The sequence below is a fragment of the Enterobacter sp. ECC-175 genome (assembly GCF_043968675.1).
Taxonomy (GTDB): Bacteria; Pseudomonadota; Gammaproteobacteria; order Enterobacterales; family Enterobacteriaceae; genus Enterobacter.
This window is the reverse complement of sequence record NZ_CP143776.1, coordinates 2,318,614-2,337,627: the sequence shown is the minus strand read 5'-3', so window position 1 is coordinate 2,337,627 and position 19,014 is coordinate 2,318,614. Positions and strand designations below refer to the sequence as shown.

At 57.8% G+C, this 19,014-nt stretch carries 18 protein-coding genes; 3 read left to right on the top strand and 15 right to left on the bottom strand.

All coding sequences use genetic code 11. From position 1 onward, the window contains the following. Positions 1–33: 33 nt before the first annotated feature. From acpP to yceD, 7 genes are all read right to left on the bottom strand, one after another. Positions 34–270, bottom strand: a complete 237-nt coding sequence (acpP, locus tag V1599_RS11015) for an acyl carrier protein (RefSeq protein ID WP_003857954.1) — start codon at positions 268–270, stop codon at positions 34–36. 154 nt (positions 271–424) lie between these two features. Continuing rightward, on the bottom strand, positions 425–1,159 hold the full coding sequence (fabG, locus tag V1599_RS11010; protein ID WP_112009353.1) for a 3-oxoacyl-ACP reductase FabG: 735 nt from the start codon (positions 1,157–1,159) through the stop codon (positions 425–427). A 12-nt stretch (positions 1,160–1,171) separates the two neighbouring features. Further along, positions 1,172–2,101, bottom strand: coding sequence for an ACP S-malonyltransferase (fabD, locus tag V1599_RS11005; protein ID WP_112009352.1), 930 nt, complete (start codon positions 2,099–2,101; stop codon positions 1,172–1,174). 15 nt (positions 2,102–2,116) lie between these two features. Beyond that, positions 2,117–3,070 (bottom strand): beta-ketoacyl-ACP synthase III, encoded by a 954-nt coding sequence (locus V1599_RS11000; RefSeq protein WP_112009351.1) that lies wholly within the window; start codon positions 3,068–3,070, stop codon positions 2,117–2,119. Positions 3,071–3,076: 6 nt separating this feature from the next. Further along, the gene (plsX, locus tag V1599_RS10995; RefSeq protein ID WP_112009350.1) at positions 3,077–4,111 is read right to left on the bottom strand and encodes a phosphate acyltransferase PlsX; all 1,035 of its coding nucleotides are present in this window, start codon (positions 4,109–4,111) and stop codon (positions 3,077–3,079) included. Between the two features lie 80 nt (positions 4,112–4,191). Further along, complete coding sequence (rpmF, locus tag V1599_RS10990) at positions 4,192–4,365, bottom strand: 50S ribosomal protein L32 (RefSeq protein ID WP_003857964.1); 174 nt, start codon at positions 4,363–4,365, stop codon at positions 4,192–4,194. 16 nt (positions 4,366–4,381) lie between these two features. Then, on the bottom strand, positions 4,382–4,903 hold the full coding sequence (gene yceD, locus V1599_RS10985; RefSeq protein WP_112009349.1) for a 23S rRNA accumulation protein YceD: 522 nt from the start codon (positions 4,901–4,903) through the stop codon (positions 4,382–4,384). A gap of 140 nt (positions 4,904–5,043) precedes the next feature. Between yceD and V1599_RS10980 the strand changes: the two genes are divergently transcribed. After that, the gene (locus tag V1599_RS10980) at positions 5,044–5,628 is read left to right on the top strand and encodes a Maf family protein (protein WP_395300020.1); all 585 of its coding nucleotides are present in this window, start codon (positions 5,044–5,046) and stop codon (positions 5,626–5,628) included. Positions 5,629–5,697: 69 nt separating this feature from the next. Here V1599_RS10980 and rluC read toward each other — a convergent pair whose 3' ends face one another. Further along, on the bottom strand, positions 5,698–6,645 hold the full coding sequence (rluC, locus tag V1599_RS10975; RefSeq protein ID WP_112009347.1) for a 23S rRNA pseudouridine(955/2504/2580) synthase RluC: 948 nt from the start codon (positions 6,643–6,645) through the stop codon (positions 5,698–5,700). A 571-nt stretch (positions 6,646–7,216) separates the two neighbouring features. Here rluC and rne point away from each other — a divergent pair. Continuing rightward, positions 7,217–10,339 (top strand): ribonuclease E, encoded by a 3,123-nt coding sequence (rne, locus tag V1599_RS10970; RefSeq protein ID WP_395300019.1) that lies wholly within the window; start codon positions 7,217–7,219, stop codon positions 10,337–10,339. Positions 10,340–10,379: 40 nt separating this feature from the next. Here the strand turns inward: rne and V1599_RS10965 are convergent, their stop codons facing one another. Next, positions 10,380–11,318, bottom strand: coding sequence for a LysR family transcriptional regulator (locus V1599_RS10965; protein ID WP_395300018.1), 939 nt, complete (start codon positions 11,316–11,318; stop codon positions 10,380–10,382). Positions 11,319–11,427: 109 nt separating this feature from the next. Between V1599_RS10965 and V1599_RS10960 the strand changes: the two genes are divergently transcribed. Next, positions 11,428–12,642: an MFS transporter gene (locus V1599_RS10960; protein ID WP_297118012.1), complete on the top strand. Its 1,215-nt coding sequence runs from the start codon at positions 11,428–11,430 to the stop codon at positions 12,640–12,642. 78 nt (positions 12,643–12,720) lie between these two features. Here V1599_RS10960 and flgL read toward each other — a convergent pair whose 3' ends face one another. The 6 genes from flgL to flgG form a co-directional block, all read right to left on the bottom strand. After that, the gene (flgL, locus tag V1599_RS10955; protein WP_112009343.1) at positions 12,721–13,674 is read right to left on the bottom strand and encodes a flagellar hook-associated protein FlgL; all 954 of its coding nucleotides are present in this window, start codon (positions 13,672–13,674) and stop codon (positions 12,721–12,723) included. A gap of 14 nt (positions 13,675–13,688) precedes the next feature. Next, positions 13,689–15,329, bottom strand: coding sequence for a flagellar hook-associated protein FlgK (gene flgK, locus V1599_RS10950; RefSeq protein WP_395300017.1), 1,641 nt, complete (start codon positions 15,327–15,329; stop codon positions 13,689–13,691). 75 nt (positions 15,330–15,404) lie between these two features. After that, positions 15,405–16,358, bottom strand: a complete 954-nt coding sequence (gene flgJ, locus V1599_RS10945) for a flagellar assembly peptidoglycan hydrolase FlgJ (protein ID WP_395300016.1) — start codon at positions 16,356–16,358, stop codon at positions 15,405–15,407. Further along, positions 16,358–17,455, bottom strand: coding sequence for a flagellar basal body P-ring protein FlgI (locus V1599_RS10940; RefSeq protein ID WP_395300015.1), 1,098 nt, complete (start codon positions 17,453–17,455; stop codon positions 16,358–16,360). Before V1599_RS10940 ends, flgJ begins: the two co-directional genes overlap by 1 nt. Positions 17,456–17,467: 12 nt before the next feature. Further along, entirely contained in the window at positions 17,468–18,166 is a 699-nt protein-coding gene (gene flgH / locus V1599_RS10935; protein WP_112009339.1) for a flagellar basal body L-ring protein FlgH, read from the bottom strand. 57 nt (positions 18,167–18,223) lie between these two features. Next, the gene (flgG, locus tag V1599_RS10930) at positions 18,224–19,006 is read right to left on the bottom strand and encodes a flagellar basal-body rod protein FlgG (RefSeq protein ID WP_112009338.1); all 783 of its coding nucleotides are present in this window, start codon (positions 19,004–19,006) and stop codon (positions 18,224–18,226) included. Positions 19,007–19,014 lie beyond the last annotated feature (8 nt).

Here is a 19,014-nt window from a genome sequence, read left to right as displayed (position 1 = left end):
CAGGCGGTCGAATGACCGCCTGGAGATGTTCACTTACGCCTGGTGACCGTTGATGTAATCAATGGCAGCCTGAACGGTGGTGATTTTCTCAGCTTCTTCGTCCGGAATCTCAGTATCAAACTCTTCTTCCAGAGCCATTACCAGCTCAACGGTGTCAAGAGAATCTGCGCCCAGGTCTTCAACGAAGGAAGCGGAGTTCACAACTTCTTCCTGCTTAACGCCCAGCTGCTCGCCGATAATTTTCTTAACGCGTTCTTCGATAGTGCTCATACTCTTAAATTTCCTATCAAAACTCGCTTTCGCGATGGTTTTCGTAGTGTATAAAATGTTGAAAAATTTGCAACTAAATCCCGGCAGTTCTTACCACGATTTTACGTTATTTTGAGGCCATTCGCCCTCATAACGCAAATATTTTCGATCGTGATTAAACCATGTACATCCCGCCGTTGACGTGGAGGGTTTCACCAGTGATGTAACCCGCTTCGTCAGAGGCTAAAAATGCAACCGCGCTGGCGATTTCTTTAGGGTCGCCAAGACGACCCGCCGGAACTGCCGCCAGCGTACCCGCACGCTGATCATCAGTCAGCGCACGCGTCATGTCCGTTTCAATAAAGCCCGGAGCAACAACGTTTACAGTAATACCGCGGGACGCAACTTCACGCGCCAGCGACTTACTGAAACCGATCAGACCCGCTTTCGCCGCAGCGTAGTTAGCCTGACCAGCATTTCCCATGGTACCAACCACAGAACCAACAGTGATAATGCGACCATGACGCTTTTTCATCATAGCGCGCATTACCGCTTTTGACAGGCGGAATACAGATGAAAGATTGGTTTCGATAATATCGTTCCACTCATCATCTTTCATTCGCATCAGCAGGTTGTCGCGAGTGATCCCGGCATTATTAACCAGAATATCCACTTCACCAAACTCTGCGCGAATATTTTCCAGTACAGATTCGATGGATGCAGGCTCGGTCACATTCAGGACCAGACCTTTACCGTTCGCACCCAAATAGTCGCTGATGGCCTTAGCGCCATTCTCGCTGGTTGCTGTACCAATCACTGTCGCGCCGCGCGCAACCAGTGTTTCAGCAATTGCACGCCCGATACCGCGGCTTGCGCCGGTTACCAGCGCGATTTTTCCTTCAAAACTCATGGTATTCCTCTTTTATTGCGAGAGTGCCGCTGACATCGCTTCCGGCTCGTTAATCGCCGAGGCAGTCAGGGTGTCAACAATACGTTTAGTCAGACCGGTGAGGACCTTACCAGGGCCAACTTCATACAGATGCTCAACGCCCTGAGAAGCCATAAACTCAACGGTTTTGGTCCACTGTACCGGGCTGTAGAGCTGGCGAACCAGCGCATCACGGATGGCTTCCGGGGTGGTTTCGCATTTCACATCGACGTTATTCACGACCGAAATCGTCGGTGCGTTGAAGGTGATTTTTTCCAGCTCGATCGCCAGCTTATCGGCCGCTGGCTTCATCAGCGCACAGTGAGACGGCACGCTCACAGGCAGGGGCAGCGCACGCTTCGCGCCTGCTGCTTTACAGGCCGCGCCCGCACGTTCAACCGCTTCTTTATGACCGGCGATCACCACCTGGCCCGGCGAGTTAAAGTTGACCGGAGAAACCACCTGCCCTTCGGCAGATTCTTCACAGGCTTTCGCAATCGCCGCATCGTCCAGACCGATGATGGCAGACATGCCGCCCGTTCCTTCTGGTACCGCTTCCTGCATGAACTTACCGCGCATTTCAACCAGACGCACCGCGTCGGCAAACGCGATTACGCCAGCACACACCAGCGCAGAGTATTCACCCAGGCTGTGACCGGCAAGCAGCGCTGGCGCTTTGCCGCCCTGCTGCTGCCAAACGCGCCACAGCGCAACGGATGCGGTCAGCAGCGCTGGCTGGGTCTGCCAGGTTTTATTCAGCTCTTCAGCCGGCCCCTGCTGGGTCAATGCCCACAGATCATAGCCCAGCGCATCGGAAGCTTCACGGAATGTCTCTTCAATGACCGGATAGTTTGCTGCCATTTCAGACAACATCCCAACGGTTTGAGAACCTTGGCCCGGGAAGACAAAAGCAAATTGCGTCATCTTTTTATCCTTATTCTAGAAACGAACCAGTGCGGAGCCCCAGGTGAAACCACCACCGAAGGCTTCAAGCAAGACCAGCTGGCCTCGTTTAATTCGTCCATCGCGTACCGCTTCATCAAACGCGCACGGTACCGACGCCGCAGAGGTGTTGCCGTGACGATCCAGCGTCACCACAACGTTATCCATCGACATGCCCAGTTTTTTGGCGGTCGCACTGATAATACGCAGGTTAGCCTGGTGCGGCACCAGCCAGTCAAGCGCGGAGCGCTCAAGATTGTTCGCTTCCAGCGTCTCTTCAACGATGTGCGCAAGCTCGGTTACTGCTACCTTGAACACTTCATTACCTGCCATTGTCAGGTAAATGGAGTTATCCGGGTTAACGCGATCGGCGTTAGGCAGCGTCAGTAAATCACCATAGCGGCCATCGGCATGCAGATGCGTGGAGATGATACCCGGCTCATCAGACTGCCCCAGCAGCACTGCGCCTGCACCATCACCGAAAATAATGATCGTTCCGCGATCGGTAGGATCGCAGGTGCGCGCCAGCACGTCGGCACCGATCACCAGCGCGTATTTTACCGAGCCGGACTTAACGTACTGATCAGCAATGCTCAGCGCATAGGTGAAACCGGCACACGCCGCGGCAACGTCAAACGCCGGGCAGCCTTTAATGCCCAGCATGTTTTGTACCTGGCAGGCTGCGCTCGGGAACGCGTGTGTGGCAGAAGTCGTCGCAACGACGATCAGGCCGATGTGTTCTTTATCTATGCCGGCCATCTCGATAGCGCGCTGTGCGGCTTCGTAACCCATGGTCGACACGGTTTCGTCTGGCGCGGCAATACGACGTTCACGGATACCTGTGCGCGTGACAATCCACTCGTCAGACGTATCTACCATTTTTTCCAGATCGGCGTTGGTACGCACTTGTTTTGGCAGGTAGCTGCCGGTACCTAAAATCTTCGTATACATGTACGCTCAGTCACTTTTAGCTAATACAGATTCCAGGCGAGCGGCAATCCGCTGTGGGACTTGTCGCTGCACCGCCTGCACTGCCTGTTCAATTGCGACGGTAAAAGCTCGCTGATTGGCCGCACCATGACTCTTAATCACGATACCGCGCAATCCTAACAGACAGGCGCCATTATACTGGTCGGGGTTGAGGTGACTGAATCGCCGCGTCAGGCTTTTTTGTAACCAACGCTTTAATAAAATCAGCCACCAGGACCTTTTTTTCCCTTCTCCCTGCGATTTAAGCAGAGAGAGAAACATTCGTACGACCCCTTCCATGGTCTTCAACGTCACGTTCCCGGTGAAGCCATCACAGACCAATACATCCGTTTTGCCCGTCAGCAACTCATTGGCTTCGAGATAACCAATATAGTTGATGGACGGCACCTGCTTGAGTATTTCCGCTGCATCGCGAATACTGTCCAGGCCTTTCGTCTCTTCTTCACCAATGTTTAGCAACGCCACGCGAGGCGCGGTGATTCCGACCACTTCTTCCGCCAGCACCGAGCCCATAACGGCAAACTGCGCCAGCATTGTACTATCACAATCCACGTTAGCGCCCAGATCGAGCACCACCGTTTTACCCTTTTGCTGGTGCGGTAACACCGTCACCAGCGCGGGTCGCTCAATGCCCTCTATCGGCTTGAGCAGTAATTTAGACAGCCCCATCAGCGCGCCGGTATTCCCCGCGCTGACGCAAGCCTGCGCTCGCCCTTCTTTCACCAGCTCAAGCGCCATTCGCATTGAGCTGCCGCGGCTATTGCGTATAGCCTGCGATGGCCTTGCATCACTGGCAATAACTGACTGCGCAGGGATAATCTGCAGACGCGAACGTTGTTCGAAGTCAGCTTTTGCGAGTAATGGCGTGATTGTGTCGGGATTACCGACTAAAAGAAGTGTGAGTTGCGAATTAGAATTCAGTGCCTGCAATGCTGCAGGCACTGTCACGGAGGGACCAAAATCTCCCCCCATGACATCTAACGCCAGGGTTAGACGTGTCAAGGTATCGTCGCAGCCTGGTTCGGTATGTTCCCCGCTTTCACGGGGAAACCCTCACTAAGCCTAATCACGCTTGCGCGTGATTACTTAGTGATAACCTTGCGGCCGCGGTAGAAACCGTCAGCGGTGATGTGGTGACGCAGGTGTTTCTCACCAGAAGTCTTGTCTACAGACAGGCTGGTAACTGCGGTCAGCGCGTCATGGGAACGACGCATGCCACGTTTGGAACGGGTTGGTTTATTCTGTTGTACGGCCATGGACCTTACTCCTCAATTACTTACGCTTTAAGCTGGCTAATACGGCAAATGGGTTTGGTTTTTGCGCTTCATCAGGCAGTTCCCCAAAGACCATGTCCGCCTCGGACACTTCACAGTGTTCAGAATCATGCACCGGAACTACCGGCAAGGCGAGGATGACTTCATCTTCAACCACTGCCAGCAGATCGATTTCACCGAATTCGTTAACCTCAATCGGCTCATACGCTTCCGGGAGTGCTTCAGCCTGTTCGTCGGAACGAACCGGGCTAAAACAATACGTTGTGTGAACATGCTGTGTGAACGGTTTCCCGCAACGCTGACATTCGAGCGTTACCGTCACCTTTGCATCACCGGTTAAAACGGCAAGGCGCTGGTTATCGATAGCAAACGACATGGAGCATTCCACATCACTGTCCACACTGACTACAGATGCGGCAATACGCTCAGCCTGATCGGAAGAATAGATACCTTCGTAATCGAGGCGTTTTTGAGCCGTACGTACCGGATCAAGAGTCAGGGGTAATTTTACCTTTTGCATAGGGCGCGCATATTAACTTTGTAACGTCATAGAGTCAAAGAAAAAGGCAACCACAGCTGCCTTTTGCCAATTATTCGCACACATTGCGGCCTGTAGTTTAAAATGGCTGGCATCGATACGCTATATCTGGTGATAAAAATATGCCAAATCTCGTTCTCGCCTCCACGTCACCCTACCGCAGAATGCTGCTGGAAAAGCTCGGCATTCCATTTGAATGCGCAGCGCCTAAGGTTGACGAAACGCCGCAGCCAGGGGAATCACCGCGTCATCTGGTGACCCGCCTGGCGCAGGAAAAGGCACAATCGCTGGCCGCACGCTATCCCGCCCATCTGATTATAGGCTCGGATCAGGTCTGTGTGCTGGACGGCGAAATCACCGGCAAGCCGCATACCGAAGAGAATGCCTGCAGGCAGCTTATGCGCGCCCGCGGCAGCATCGTCACCTTTTATACCGGACTTGCGCTCTATAACTCCGCCGTCGGGCACTTGCAAACCGAATGCGAGCCCTTTGACGTCCACTTCCGCCACCTCAGCGAGCAGGAGATTGTAGACTACGTGCGCCGGGAACGGCCGCTGAACTGCGCGGGAAGTTTTAAAAGTGAAGGATTGGGGATTGCGCTGTTCGATAAGCTGGACGGGCGCGATCCGAATACGCTGGTTGGCTTGCCGTTGATCGCGCTGTGCCAGATGTTACGGCGAGAAGAGTATAATCCGCTGACGATGTGATGCCCTCACCCAAAGGGAGAGGGAGAAAAACATGTAGGCCGGGTAAGCGCAGCGCCACCCGGCACACGTTTAGCCGCGTAAAACCTTCAGGCAGCGTTTCAACTGCTCATCCAGCGGCGCTTCGATACGGATGATTTCTCCGGTATTCGGATGGGTAAACTTCAGCGCGGCCGCATGCAGGAACAGGCGTGACAGCCCCGTCCCCGCCAGCTGCTTGTCAAACTCGCGATCGCCATAGCGGTCGTCAAACGCAATCGGATGCCCGGCAAACTGGGTATGCACGCGGATCTGGTGGGTTCTCCCCGTAACGGGGCTACAGCGTACCAGGGTGGCAAACTCATAACGTTCTTCAACCTTGAAGCGCGTCTCTGACGGTTTACCTTCCTGATTCACGCGCACGATACGCTCGCCGCTCTGCAGAATATTTTTCAACAGCGGAGCCTGCACCACTTTAACGTGGGACTGCCACTGGCCGCGAACCAGCGCCAGATAATCTTTCTGCATCCCCTTTTCGCGAAGCTGCTCATGAAGGGAGCGCAGCGCGGAACGCTTTTTCGCCACCAGCAGCACGCCGGAGGTGTCGCGATCAAGACGGTGGACAAGCTCCAGGAAGCGCGCTTCCGGGCGTAGCGCGCGCAGGCCTTCTATCACGCCAAAGCTTAGCCCGCTGCCGCCGTGCACTGCCGTGCCGGACGGTTTGTTCAGCACCAGGATGTGGTCGTCTTCATAAAGGATAACGTCGCTCAGCGCCGCAACCTTCTGCAGCTTAGGCGATACCGCTTCTTCTTCTCGCTCGGCGACGCGCACCGGCGGAATACGCACTTCATCACCCGCCTCAAGCTTATACTCTGGCTTGACGCGCTTTTTATTCACCCGCACCTCGCCCTTGCGCAGGATGCGATAAATCATACTTTTTGGCACGCCTTTAAGCTGGGTGCGCAAAAAGTTATCGATACGTTGCCCCGCGTAGTCATCCGCGATCGCAACCATTTTTACGGCTGGAGTCTCTGTTTTCATGGTTGGCGATTCTAAATATCGTCAGGCATTAGCGCCACTCATTTTTCTATGCTTATATTTACTTTTATCCGGCCTGCCCCTCGTTTCGCGCAATCGATTTGGTGGTTATTAAACCAATCACTACCGTGAAGTGGAGAAACTGTGAGTAACCGGGTGATAATTGGTAAAAGTCATCTTGCTATAACCCGGCGAGCAATGGAATAATGAAGCCGTTTTCCGTGTTAAATCCTGGTTAAGTAAGGAAATCGACGGAATGACCAATTTTGTCTGACCGATCATCCACGCAGCAATGGCGTAAGACGTATTGATCTTTCAGGCAGTTAGCGGGCTGCGGGTTGCAGTACTTCCCGGTATAAGGATTGTTTTCTGGAGAGTGTTCCCAGGCAATTCCCCTGATAAATGCGCTGTATTTCCGTATGAAATACAGGCAACCGACACTTTGCGCCTCTTAAGCGAGCGACAACCGTGAGGTTGGCGACGTGAATAGTCACGAGGCCATCGGTTCATACCCCGGACAGCGTCACCTTGCCCGCAGCTTTGTCGTCAATGTAAGAATAACGAGTAAGTTACGATGAAAAGAATGTTAATCAACGCAACTCAGCAAGAAGAGTTGCGTGTCGCCCTTGTGGATGGGCAGCGCCTGTACGATCTGGATATTGAAAGTCCTGGACACGAACAGAAAAAAGCGAACATTTACAAAGGCAAAATCACCCGCATTGAACCAAGCCTTGAAGCTGCATTTGTCGATTACGGTGCTGAGCGTCATGGTTTCCTCCCTCTGAAAGAAATCGCCCGCGAATATTTCCCTTCCAACTATAACGCCCACGGTCGTCCGAACATCAAAGATGTGCTGCGCGAAGGCCAGGAAGTTATCGTTCAGATCGATAAAGAAGAGCGTGGCAACAAAGGTGCCGCGCTGACCACCTTTATCAGCCTGGCGGGGAGCTATCTGGTTCTGATGCCAAACAACCCGCGTGCGGGCGGTATCTCACGCCGTATCGAAGGTGATGACCGTACCGAGCTGAAAGAAGCGCTGGCTAGCCTCGAGCTGCCAGACGGCATGGGGCTTATCGTGCGTACCGCGGGCGTCGGCAAATCTGCCGAAGCGCTGCAGTGGGACCTCAGCTTCCGCCTGAAGCACTGGGAAGCTATCCAGAAAGCAGCGGAAAGCCGCCCTGCTCCGTTCCTGATCCACCAGGAAAGCAACGTTATCGTACGTGCCTTCCGCGATTACCTGCGTCAGGACATCGGCGAAATTCTGATTGATAACCCGAAAGTGCTCGAGCTGGCTCGCCAGCACATCGCCGCGCTGGGTCGTCCTGATTTCACCAGCAAAATTAAGCTGTACACCGGTGAAATCCCGCTGTTCAGCCACTATCAGATTGAATCCCAGATTGAGTCCGCCTTCCAGCGCGAAGTGCGTCTGCCGTCCGGCGGTTCTATCGTTATTGATACCACCGAAGCGCTGACCGCTATCGACATCAACTCCGCCCGCGCGACGCGCGGTGGCGATATCGAAGAGACGGCCTTCAACACCAACCTTGAAGCCGCTGATGAAATTGCCCGCCAGCTCCGCCTGCGCGACCTGGGCGGTCTTATTGTTATCGACTTCATCGACATGACCCCGGTTCGCCACCAGCGCGCGGTTGAAAATCGCCTGCGCGAAGCGGTGCGCCAGGACCGTGCGCGTATCCAGATCAGCCATATCTCTCGCTTTGGCCTGCTGGAGATGTCCCGTCAGCGTCTGAGCCCGTCGCTGGGTGAGTCCAGCCACCACGTATGCCCGCGCTGTTCCGGTACGGGTACCGTTCGCGACAACGAATCCCTTTCCCTTTCCATTCTGCGTCTGATTGAAGAAGAAGCGCTGAAAGAGAACACCAAAGAGGTTCACGCCATTGTCCCTGTGCCGGTGGCCTCATATCTGCTGAACGAAAAGCGTGCGGCGGTGAGCGCAATCGAATCGCGTCAGGGCGGCGTTCGCTGCATCATCGTGCCAAACGACGAGATGCAAACTCCGCATTACCACGTTCTGCGCGTGCGTAAAGGTGAAGAGACCAGCACGCTCAGCTATCTGCTGCCGAAGCTGCATGAAGAAGAGATGGCGCTGCCATCCGACGACGAGCCTGCCGAGCGTAAATTGCCTGAGCAGCCTGCACTGGCAACCTTCATCATGCCGGAAGCGCCGCCGGAAGCCGTGCTGGAAAAACCAGCCGCTAAGCCTGCCGCGCAGAAACCTGCCGCACCGGCTGTAAAAGTACAGCCAGAACAGCCTGGCCTGCTGAGCCGCCTCTTCGGCGCGCTGAAGAAGATGTTTGCGGGTGAAGAGCCTCAGGCGGAGCAACCAAAAGAAGCGCCAAAAGAAGCCAAGCCGGAACGTCAGCAGGATCGCCGCAAGCGTCAGAACAACCGTCGCGATCGTAACGACCGCAATGACCGTAACGAACGCGGCGATCGCAGCGAGCGTCGTGACAACCGTTCAGACAACAGCGAAGGCCGCGAGCAGCGCGAAGAGAACCGCCGTAACCGTCGCGAGAAGCAACAGCAAAACGTTGAAGATCGCGAAGTTCGCCAGCAGCCGGGCGATGAGCCTGAAAAAACCAAACAGCGTGACGAGCAGCAGCCTCGCCGCGAGCGCAGCCGTCGCCGCAACGACGAGAAGCGTCAGGCTCAGCAGGAAGTTAAAAACCTGAATCGCGAAGCGCCTGTTGAACAGCAGGATGCCGAGCAGGAAGAACGTACTCAGGTCATGCCGCGCCGCAAGCAGCGTCAGCTGGCGCAGAAAGTTCGCATTGGTGAAGTGCAGGTAGAAGAAACTGCAGTCATTGCCGCGGAGCCTGCCGAAAGCGTACAGAGTACCCAGCTTGCGAAGGTCGATCTGCCAGCCGTGGTGGAAAGCAACGTTGAGCAGGATGACAACGGTGAAGGTCGTGAAAACGCGGGCATGCCGCGTCGCTCACGCCGTTCTCCGCGTCATCTGCGCGTGAGCGGCCAGCGTCGTCGTCGTTACCGCGACGAGCGTTACCCGACTCAGTCACCGATGCCGTTAACCATCGCCTGTGCATCCCCGGAAATGGCCTCGGGTAAAGTCTGGATCCGCTACCCGGTCGCTCGCCCTGAGCAGGCGGTTGAAGAACAGACCGTCACCGAAGAGGTGATTGCACCGGTTGCCGCGGTTGAAGCGGTTGAGACGGAAACCGCTACCGTGGTTGAGCCACAGGTTGTTGAAGCGGCTCCACAGGCCGTTGAAGTGGAAACGACGCATCCTGAAGTGATTGCAGCACCGGTCGACGCCGCGCCGCAGATTATCGCCGAAGAAGATGCGGCAGTAGCGGAAGAGATCGTGGAAGAGGTTCAACCTGCCGCGCCGGTAGAGGAAGCGCCTGAAGCGATCGTTGAAACCGCCGTTGAGGAAGTTGTTCAGCCGGTCGAGGTTGTCGTTGAACCGGTTCGTGAACCTGCGCCAGTGGAAGTGAAAGCGCCGGAAGTGAAGCCTGAGCCGGTTGTTGCAGCTGCGGCTCGCGTGGCTAGCGCCCCGATGACGCGCGCGCCAGCACCAGAGTATGTGCCGGAAGCGCCGCGCCACAGCGACTGGGTGCGCCCTGGCTTTAACTTCGACGGTAAAGGTTCCGCGGGTGGTCACAGCGCAACGCACCAGGCGACCGCTCCGGCTACCCGCCCACAGTCCGTTGACTAAGCGACCGTAGCGTGAAAAGCCGACCTTCGGGTCGGCTTTTTTATTGCCCTTTCCCGGCCGACCTCATCCCGGCAATCTCCGGCATCACCGTTCGCATCATCTCCAGGAAAAGCCGCAGGCGCGCGGGATAGTAGCGTGACCACGGGTAGACCAGATGCACCGGCAGAGCCGACGGCTGCCATTCGGGCAGCACGTGGACCAGCCTTCCCGCCTGAATATCCTCTTTTACCGCCCAGCTTGACACCACCGCTGCGCCCAGTCCGGTCAGCGCGGTCTTACGCGCCACGTACAGGCTGTCCGTGCTCAGGCGCGGGACGATCGTCAGCCGACGCGCCTGATTCAACTCGCCGTTGAAAAGCTCTATGTGCCGCTGATAAAAGGTGCTAATGGCAACCCACGGCAGCGCCTCGAGATCCTCAGGCCCGTTAATCGCGGGAGCGCGCGCGAGGAGTTCTGGAGAGGCCACTACCGAACGCGGCACTTCAGCCAGCAGCACGGAGACCGTCGCAGGGTCAACGTCGGCGCCCACGCGGATAGCGCAGTCAAGGTTATCGCCCAGAAAATCCACGGAGCTGTCATTGAGCACCCATTCGACGGACAGCTGAGGGTAGCGCTGCAAAAATTCGGTTAGCGGAGCCAAAAGCTGATCCTGCCCAAAGGCGTGCGGCGCACGCACCCGCAGCACGCCGACCGGCTCGTCTTCGGCATGGGCGACTTCATCCTCCAGCGCCAGCCAGCTGTCTATCACCCGCCGCGCGTGCTGATAGCAGCGTTCTCCGTCATCGGTCAGCCGCGTGGTGTGGGTTGTACGCAGCAGCAGCCGGACCCCCAGCAGCGTTTCCAGCGACTGCAACCGTCTGCTCACCGTTGCCTGCGTTGTCTCAAGCTGCCTGGCCGCCGCCGAAAGCGAGCCTGCCTCGACGATGCGCACGAAGGTGCGCATCAGCTCCACCCTGTCTATACGTTCTATTCGTTTCATTTATTTCATTGTCATACGTTAAACGTATAAGCGTTTTACCACCGGGCCCTCTACCGCCGCAATGCGCTTTGGTGAAAAATCCCCTCACATTCTGATTGAGGAACGCCTTATGAACACCACAACGTCCCCCCGCGCCGTTAGCCGCTGGGTCATTTTCATGCTGGCGCTGGGCGCCGGTTTTAGCGTGGCATCCATTTACTACGCTCAGCCCCTGCTGCCGCTGATGGGCAGCGATCTGCACCTGAGCATTGAAGGCATGGGGATGGTTCCAACGCTGACCCAGGCGGGCTATGCGTTCGGCATTCTTTTCCTGCTGCCGCTTGGCGACCGCCACGACCGCCGAACGTTAATTCTGATAAAAAGCGCGGCGCTGGCGCTTTTTCTGCTGGGCTGTAGCCTGACCGGGCAGCTGCATTCGCTGCTGCTGGCGAGCCTGCTTATCGGGATGGCCGCGACCATGGCGCAGGATATCGTTCCCGCCGCCGCCATCCTTGCCCCGGAAGGTCAGCAGGGCAAAACCGTCGGTACGGTGATGACCGGCCTGCTGCTCGGGATTTTGCTCTCCAGGACCGTCAGCGGCGTCGTCGGCGAAGCGTTTAGCTGGCGGCTGATGTACCAGCTGGCCGCCGCGAGCATTGCCTCTGTTGGCGTCGTGATGTGGGCCGTTCTCCCCCGCTTTGCCGTCCATTCAACGCTGAGCTACCCCGCGCTGATGCACTCAATGGCGCATCTGTGGCGCCGCTATCCGGCGCTGCGCCGTGCGGCGCTGGCGCAGGGCTTTCTCTCGATCGCCTTCAGCGCATTTTGGTCAACGCTGGCTGTGATGCTGCTTGAACGCTATCACATGGGCAGCGCCGTAGCGGGCGGCTTTGGGATTGCAGGTGCGGCAGGCGCGCTCGCGGCGCCTCTTGCCGGTGGCCTGGCCGACAGGCTGGGCGCAGGAAAAGTCACGCAGCTGGGTGCCGCGCTGGTGACCGTCTCCTTTGCGCTGATGTTTGCCATGCCCTGGCTTAGCGTTTATGGACAGCTTGCCCTGATCGCCGTTTCCGCCGTGGGCTTCGATCTCGGCCTGCAGTCAAGCCTGGTGGCTCACCAGAATCTGGTCTATAGCCTTGAGCCGCAGGCCCGCGGTCGCCTTAACGCGGTCTTGTTTACGGTGGTGTTTATCGGGATGGCGCTAGGCTCTGCGGCAGGGAGCAAGATTTATACCCTTGCGGGCTGGTCCGGCGTTGTCGCGCTGGCGACGCTTTGCGGGGGGATCGCGCTGGCAATCCGCCTGATTGAAAACGCCCGCGTCGCATCCGCCCAGGCAGACGTTGCATAAAAAAAGGCCCAATCCAGCGCACCGGATTGGGCAGACAAAACATGTCCAGTTTCAAGACATGTTCTAAGAGGTCAAACCTTATTTATTCAGCTGGAAAAGGGACATGCCCTGCATATCGCTGAACGCCTTATAGGATGCCTGCAGCGCCGCCTGCTGCATGGTGTAGGAAGAAATCGCCGCGTTCCAGTCAACTTCCACCAGGTCACTCATCTGCTGCGTCTGACCCAGCGCGCGGTCATCGCCCAGGGTGTCGAGCTTTTCCAGCTCGCTCATCTTGGTGCCCACGTCAGCCACGACTGTCAGGACGTTGTTCTGCGCGTTCTTGATGCCGACCTGCGAGTTGGCGATAACCTGGCCCTGTGCAGCCGCGGCCGCCGGATCGTTTTCAATCGGCGTTTTTAGCGAGGCAATCGCGCCGTCGAGGATCTTGAACATGTTGGTTTCACCGTATCCGCCCCCGGGAAGCTCCTGCGCGTTGCTGGTAATGCTGTCGAAAATTTGCGTGCCGGTATGGCTGATGGTCATGTTGCGCGCCGTATCCACCTGCTGGGTGATGGCCTCAGTGCCACCGCTGTAATCGCCCGTTGCGGCATCAAACGGCGCGCTTTCCGTCTTGTACCCGGCAAAAATATAGCGGCCGTTGCCGTCGGTGGTGTTTGCCAGGTTCATCAGCTGATCGCGAAGGCCCTGGAGGTCGGTTGCCAGCGAAAGACGGTCGTCATCGCTGAGCGTACCGTTTGCGGCGTAGACGAGCTTTTCGCGCACGCCTGAAAGCGCCGTATCAACCTGAGATAACACGTTATCTTCCAGCGATACCTTTTGGGTCGCAAAGGTACGCGCCAGCGCAAACTGGCTGTTCTGCGACTGAGACTGCGACAGCACGATAGCCTGCGACGCCGCGATCGGGTCGTCTGACGGGCGGTTCACGCGTTTGCCGGTGGACATTTGTTCACCGTAGCTCAGCCACCTGCTCTGGGAATCGGTGATCCCCCGCATGTTCTGCTCGTACATCATCTGGGTGCTAATACGCATGGTTCACCTCACCCTTAGCGAATATTGATAATTGCGTCGAAAAGCGTGCTGGCCGTCTGCAGCACCTGCGCGTTGGCGAGGTAATACTGCTGATAGCGCTGCAGGTTGCCATACTCCTCGTCCAGGTTAACCCCGGAGATGGACTGCTGCTGCTTCGTCAGCTGAACGACCACGTTAGCCTTCGTTTCGGTGCTGGACTTCAGCGTCGCGGTGGTGCTGCCCACGGTGCTGACCAGCGAGGCATAGGCATCGTTGAAGGTTTTATTGCCGCCGACGACCTTGCTGTTTTGCAGATCCAGCATTTTCTGGCCGTTGCGGTTGTCGCTCTCACCGCCGTTGTCCGCCTGCGCCATCGCCAGCTTTGACTCATCGCTTATCGCCAGGTCCATGTTCATAATGACGTCAGAAACCGGCTTCACGATAAAGCTGTCCTTCGCGCTGGCCGCGCCGCTCACGTTAACGTTCAGGCCGTCAAAGGAGAGGTTGCCGCTCGCGTCCGGGCTCAGGGTGAAGCTGGTCTTATCCGCGGTGCGGGTCACGGTCCAGTCGGTGCCGTTGAACTGCAGCTTGTAGTCCGTCGCCTGCACCCTGGTGCTGTCTGCCACCGAGGCGGTAACGGACGCCGTGCCGCTGTTTTTGCTGTTGCTCAGCACCGCCGGGGAGCCGAAGTCAAACAGCTTGCCGCCCGCGTCGCCGTTGGCATCAAAACCGGCCTGATGCTGCTTGTTCATCGCGTCTGCGAAGGCCAGCGCCATCTGGTTCAGGCTGTTGCGCGCCTTGTCCAGGTCTTCATTGCGAAACGTTAATAGCCCGCCTAACGAACCGGTGGTAATCAGCTTCTCGGGCACTTCCACGTTCCCGGCCACGTCATCCACGTAGGCAATGGTGGTGCGCCCGGGGTCCGCGCTCGATTTCACCGCCGCCAGCTGGTTCGCTTTGCCGCCCTGCACCAGGCTGTAGCCGTTGCCGAAGGAGACGTTATAGGTGCCGCTGTCCTGCACCGAGACCTCTACGCCAACAATCTTGTTCAGCTCGGTCACCAGCTGGTCGCGCTGGTCGAGCAGCTCGTTTGGCGATGCGCCCGCGCCGACGCCGGTGAGGCGAGAAATCTGATCGTTCAGGTTGGCGATCTGTTTGGCGTAGTTATTGATCTGATCGACACTGGTCGAAATGGCGGTATTCACCTGCGCATCCTGCTCGCGCAGGTACTGGTCGTTGGTTTTGAACTGATTGACCAGGCCATCCGCTTTGCCCAGCACCGTCTGGCGCGCCGCCGGATCTTCCGCGTTGCTGACCAGCGTTTGCAGGCTTTTAAAGAAATCCTGCAGGGTGGTGGAGAGCGAATTGGTGGTATCAGACAGCACGTCGTCGATTTTCGACATCTGCTGGTAGCGCGTGGTCAGGCCGCTGCTCTGGGTCTGGGCCGCGCGCAGCTGGTTGGTGATGAACGCATCATACTCACGCTGAACACCTGAAACGTAAACCCCGTTACCGACCCAGCCGCCGCCGGTCAACGTGCTGTTGGATGCACCCAGAACGGTGGTCTGGCGGGTGTAACCTGCCACGTTATAGCTTGAAATATTATTACTGACGGTATTAAGTGCCGCCTGGGCAGCACTGAGGCCACTCATGGCGCTGTTAATCAAACCGGACATGGGAGTTCCTTTTATACATTCAGACACGAGTCCTGATGAAGGTTATCGGCAGCCTCCATCGGGACTTGAGAGCTTTCAGAACAGTTTTTCGAGATCGGTGCTGTAGGCTTTGCTGACCTTCTCGCCCATCGCTTTAAGCTGCTGAATCATGCTGGTGAGCTTGCGCGCGTAGTTGGGATCGGTCGCATAACCGGCGTTTTGCAGCGCCTGCGCGCCCTGCTCCGGCGTCGCGGCCTGCGTAACGGCGGCGTAGCGCGGGTTGCGGCTCAGCACGCCCACGTAGTCGGACAGCGCTTCCAGATACGAGCTGTACACGCGGAATTTGGCCTTCACCTTCACCGCCGCGCCGTTCTCATACTCGGTGGTAGTGATTTCCGTGGTCGGCCCTTTCCAGCTGGAGGTGGCCTTAACGCCAAAGATGTTGAAGCTCGGATCGCCATTTTCACGGCGGATCTGACGCTGTCCCCAGCCCGACTCCAGCGCGGCCTGCGCCAGGATCAGGTGGTGCGGCACGCCGCTCTGCTCGCTCGCCAGGCGCGCGGGCAGTGAAAGCTGGGCCAGGAAGTCTTTGCTGTCGCCGGAGAGCGGCTCGTCGCTGGTCGCGGCGGGTTTCGGCACCGCTTTACGCACCATCTGGGTCAGCGCCTGATTCTGATAGCGGGTCACCGTTTCAAGTGAAAACTTCATCGGCACCTGCTGCGGTTCGCCGTCCGGCTGGACGCCCTGCGCCGCTTCGGTCTGCTTGACGATCATGTCGGCCAGACCGAGCCCTTTTCCGGCGGTCATCTGCTGCGCAATCTGTTGGTCATACAGGCTGGTGTAAAGCCGCGTGGAGTCGCTGCTGAAAATGCCGTCCTTCGGCAGCGCCTCACGCATGCTTTTCAGCATCATCTGCACGAACATTCCCTCCACCTGGCGGGCCACCGGGCGGATATTTCCGGCCGGATCTTTACCCGCGTTGGATTTCAGCTCGTTGAGCGACTGGGCGTCCCAGGCCGCGCTGGTCAACAGCTTGCTATCGGTCAGCATCAGATGATTTCCAGCTTAGCGCGCAGGCAGCCCGCGCTTTGCATCGACTGCAGAATGGACATCAGGTCCATCGGCGTGGCGCCCAGCGCGTTCAGGGCGCGGACGACGCTGTTGAGGTTGGCGCTGGAGCGCACGCTCTGGAGCGAGCCGCCGCTCTGGCGCAGGTCAATCTGCGTTTGCGGCGTCACCACCGTCTGCCCGCCGCCAAACGGCGTATCCGGCTGGCTCACGTTCGCGCTGCGGTTGACCGTCACGGAGAGGTTACCCTGCGCTACGGCGCAGCTGTCCAGCGTCACCTCGCGGTTCATCACCACCGATCCGGTGCGGGAGTTGATAATGACCTTCGCGTCCTGAAGCGGCACGTTGACTTCCATATTCTGAATATCCGCCAACATGCGCACCTGGCTGCTGCTGCCCGTCGAGGTGCGGATCTGCACGGTGCGCGCATCCAGCGCGGTGGCGCTGCCGTAGCCGCGGCTGCGGTTGATGGTGTCCGCAATCTGCTGGGCCATCGTGAAGTCTTCGTTGTTCAGCTGCAGGTTGATGGTGTTGCCGGCACCAAACTGCGTGGGCAGCTCGCGCTCGATGATCGCCCCGTTGGTAATGCGCCCGCCGTTCAGCTGGTTAACCTGCACGCTGCTGCCGCCCGCGGAAGCGCCCGCGCCGCCGACCAGGATGTTGCCCTGCGCCAGCGCGTAGACCTGGCTGTCGACGCCTTTCAGCGGGGTCATCAGCAGCGTTCCGCCGCGCAGGCTCTTGGCGTTACCCATTGAGGAAACCACCACGTCGATGGTCTGCCCCTGGCGCGCAAAGGCCGGGAAGGAGGCGGTGACCATCACCGCCGCCACGTTTTTCAGCTGCATGTTGGTGCCCGTCGGTACGGTGATACCGAGCTGGGAGAGCATGTTGTTCAGGCTTTGCGTGGTGAACGGCGTTTGGGTCGTCTGGTCACCCGTGCCGTCCAGCCCCACGACAAGGCCGTAGCCGATCAGGGAGTTTTCACGCACGCCCTGCACGCTGGTGAGATCGCGTATGCGGTCGGCCTGGGCAAACGTTGCCACCAGGGCCAGCGCCACGGCGAAGAGGGATTTAAACATGGGTCACCTCGCTTACATCGGCGATAAGTTAAGGAAGAAGCGCTGCAGCCAGCCCATATTTTGCGCTTCGTTGATGTAGCCGTTGCCGACGTATTCAATGCGCGCATCCGCCACCTGCGTGGACGGTACGGTGTTGCTGCCGCTGATGGTGCGCGGGTTCACCACGCCGGAGAAGCGGATAAACTCCGTTCCCTGGTTGATGGCGATCTGTTTTTCACCCACGACGTGCAGGTTGCCGTTCACCAGCACCTGGTCAACCGTCACCGTCAGCGTTCCGCTGAAGGTATTGCTGGCGTTCGCGCCGCCTTTGCCGTTAAAGGTGTTGCCGCCAGAGGCTTCCACATCGGCACGCGCATTGCCAAACAGGCCCTGCAGATAGCGCGGTACGGTGTCGAAACCGAAATTGGTTTTGCCATCGCGGCTGGCGTTCGCGGACGAGCTTTTGCTCGCGCTGACGTTTTCCTGCAGCACAATGGTCAAGGTATCGCCGATATTACGCGGACGGCGATCTTCAAACAGCGGCTGATAGCCGTAGTTAATCGGCTGCGCGGTCTGGAAAATAGAGCCGTTTACCACCGGCGCGGGGCCAGGGACGGGTTGGGCGGTTGTCGCACCCTGCACCAACGGTTTAGAGGGTATCCAGGCACATCCGCTGAGGGAGACGGCCAGAACAGTCAGTATCGGATAACGAAACGCCGCGTTTTTTTGCATTGCCTTCATCTTCGAAAACAGGGAGCCGACGCGGCGTTCACCGCGCCGGACCGCCCTTTAGAGTTGCGTCAGTTTTTGCAGCATCTGGTCGGTCGTCGACACTGCTTTACTGTTAATTTCATACGCGCGCTGAACCTGGATCATATTGACCAGCTCTTCCGCCACGTTCACGTTAGAGGTTTCAACATAGCCCTGGTATAGCAGGCCCGCGCCGTTCAAGCCGGGGGTACTTTCATTTGGCGTACCGGAGGATTGCGTTTCGGTGTAGAGGTTCTCACCAATGCTTTCCAGGCCGGTATCGTTCATGAAGGTGGTGAGGTTCAGCTGTCCAACCTGAACCGGCGCCGCCTGCCCCTGCTGGGTCACGCTCACGATGCCGTCGCGACCGATGGTAATGGTCAGGGCGTTCGCCGGGATGGTGATGGCAGGCTGCACCTGGAAACCGCCCGCCGTCACCAGCTGGCCGTTCTGATCCACCTGGAAGGAGCCGTCGCGGGTGTAGGCAGAGGTGCCGTCAGGCAGCTGCACCTGGAAGAAGCCCTGCCCCTTGATCGCCACGTCCTTGCTGTTGTTGGTCTGAGACAGGTTGCCCTGGCTGTGCAGACGCTCGGTCGCCACCGGGCGCACGCCGGTACCAATCTGTAGGCCAGACGGCAGCGTGGTCTGCTCGGAAGACTGAGCGCCCGGCTGGCGAATGGTTTGATAAAGCAAATCTTCGAATACCGCACGCTGACGCTTAAACCCGTTGGTGCTGACGTTTGCCAGGTTGTTGGCAATCACGTCCATGTTGGTTTGCTGCGCGTCCAGGCCGGTTTTCGCGATCCATAAAGAGCTGATCATAAGGAGTC

Excerpts from the sequence above, each read along its gene's own strand:
- V1599_RS10960 (WP_297118012.1), top strand. The coding sequence starts at position 11,428 with ATGAACACCACAACGTCCCCCCGCGCCGTTAGCCGCTGGGTCATTTTC.
- rpmF (WP_003857964.1), bottom strand. The coding sequence starts at position 4,365 with ATGGCCGTACAACAGAATAAACCAACCCGTTCCAAACGTGGCATGCGT.
- V1599_RS10940 (WP_395300015.1), bottom strand. The coding sequence starts at position 17,455 with ATGTTTAAATCCCTCTTCGCCGTGGCGCTGGCCCTGGTGGCAACGTTT.
- flgK (WP_395300017.1), bottom strand. The coding sequence starts at position 15,329 with ATGTCCGGTTTGATTAACAGCGCCATGAGTGGCCTCAGTGCTGCCCAG.
- V1599_RS10965 (WP_395300018.1), bottom strand. The coding sequence starts at position 11,318 with ATGAAACGAATAGAACGTATAGACAGGGTGGAGCTGATGCGCACCTTC.
- fabG (WP_112009353.1), bottom strand. The coding sequence starts at position 1,159 with ATGAGTTTTGAAGGAAAAATCGCGCTGGTAACCGGCGCAAGCCGCGGT.
- rne (WP_395300019.1), top strand. The coding sequence starts at position 7,217 with ATGAAAAGAATGTTAATCAACGCAACTCAGCAAGAAGAGTTGCGTGTC.
- fabD (WP_112009352.1), bottom strand. The coding sequence starts at position 2,101 with ATGACGCAATTTGCTTTTGTCTTCCCGGGCCAAGGTTCTCAAACCGTT.
- yceD (WP_112009349.1), bottom strand. The coding sequence starts at position 4,903 with ATGCAAAAGGTAAAATTACCCCTGACTCTTGATCCGGTACGTACGGCT.
- flgJ (WP_395300016.1), bottom strand. The coding sequence starts at position 16,358 with ATGCTGACCGATAGCAAGCTGTTGACCAGCGCGGCCTGGGACGCCCAG.
- flgH (WP_112009339.1), bottom strand. The coding sequence starts at position 18,166 with ATGCAAAAAAACGCGGCGTTTCGTTATCCGATACTGACTGTTCTGGCC.
- flgG (WP_112009338.1), bottom strand. The coding sequence starts at position 19,006 with ATGATCAGCTCTTTATGGATCGCGAAAACCGGCCTGGACGCGCAGCAA.
- V1599_RS11000 (WP_112009351.1), bottom strand. The coding sequence starts at position 3,070 with ATGTATACGAAGATTTTAGGTACCGGCAGCTACCTGCCAAAACAAGTG.
- V1599_RS10980 (WP_395300020.1), top strand. The coding sequence starts at position 5,044 with ATGCCAAATCTCGTTCTCGCCTCCACGTCACCCTACCGCAGAATGCTG.
- flgL (WP_112009343.1), bottom strand. The coding sequence starts at position 13,674 with ATGCGTATTAGCACCCAGATGATGTACGAGCAGAACATGCGGGGGATC.
- rluC (WP_112009347.1), bottom strand. The coding sequence starts at position 6,645 with ATGAAAACAGAGACTCCAGCCGTAAAAATGGTTGCGATCGCGGATGAC.
- acpP (WP_003857954.1), bottom strand. The coding sequence starts at position 270 with ATGAGCACTATCGAAGAACGCGTTAAGAAAATTATCGGCGAGCAGCTG.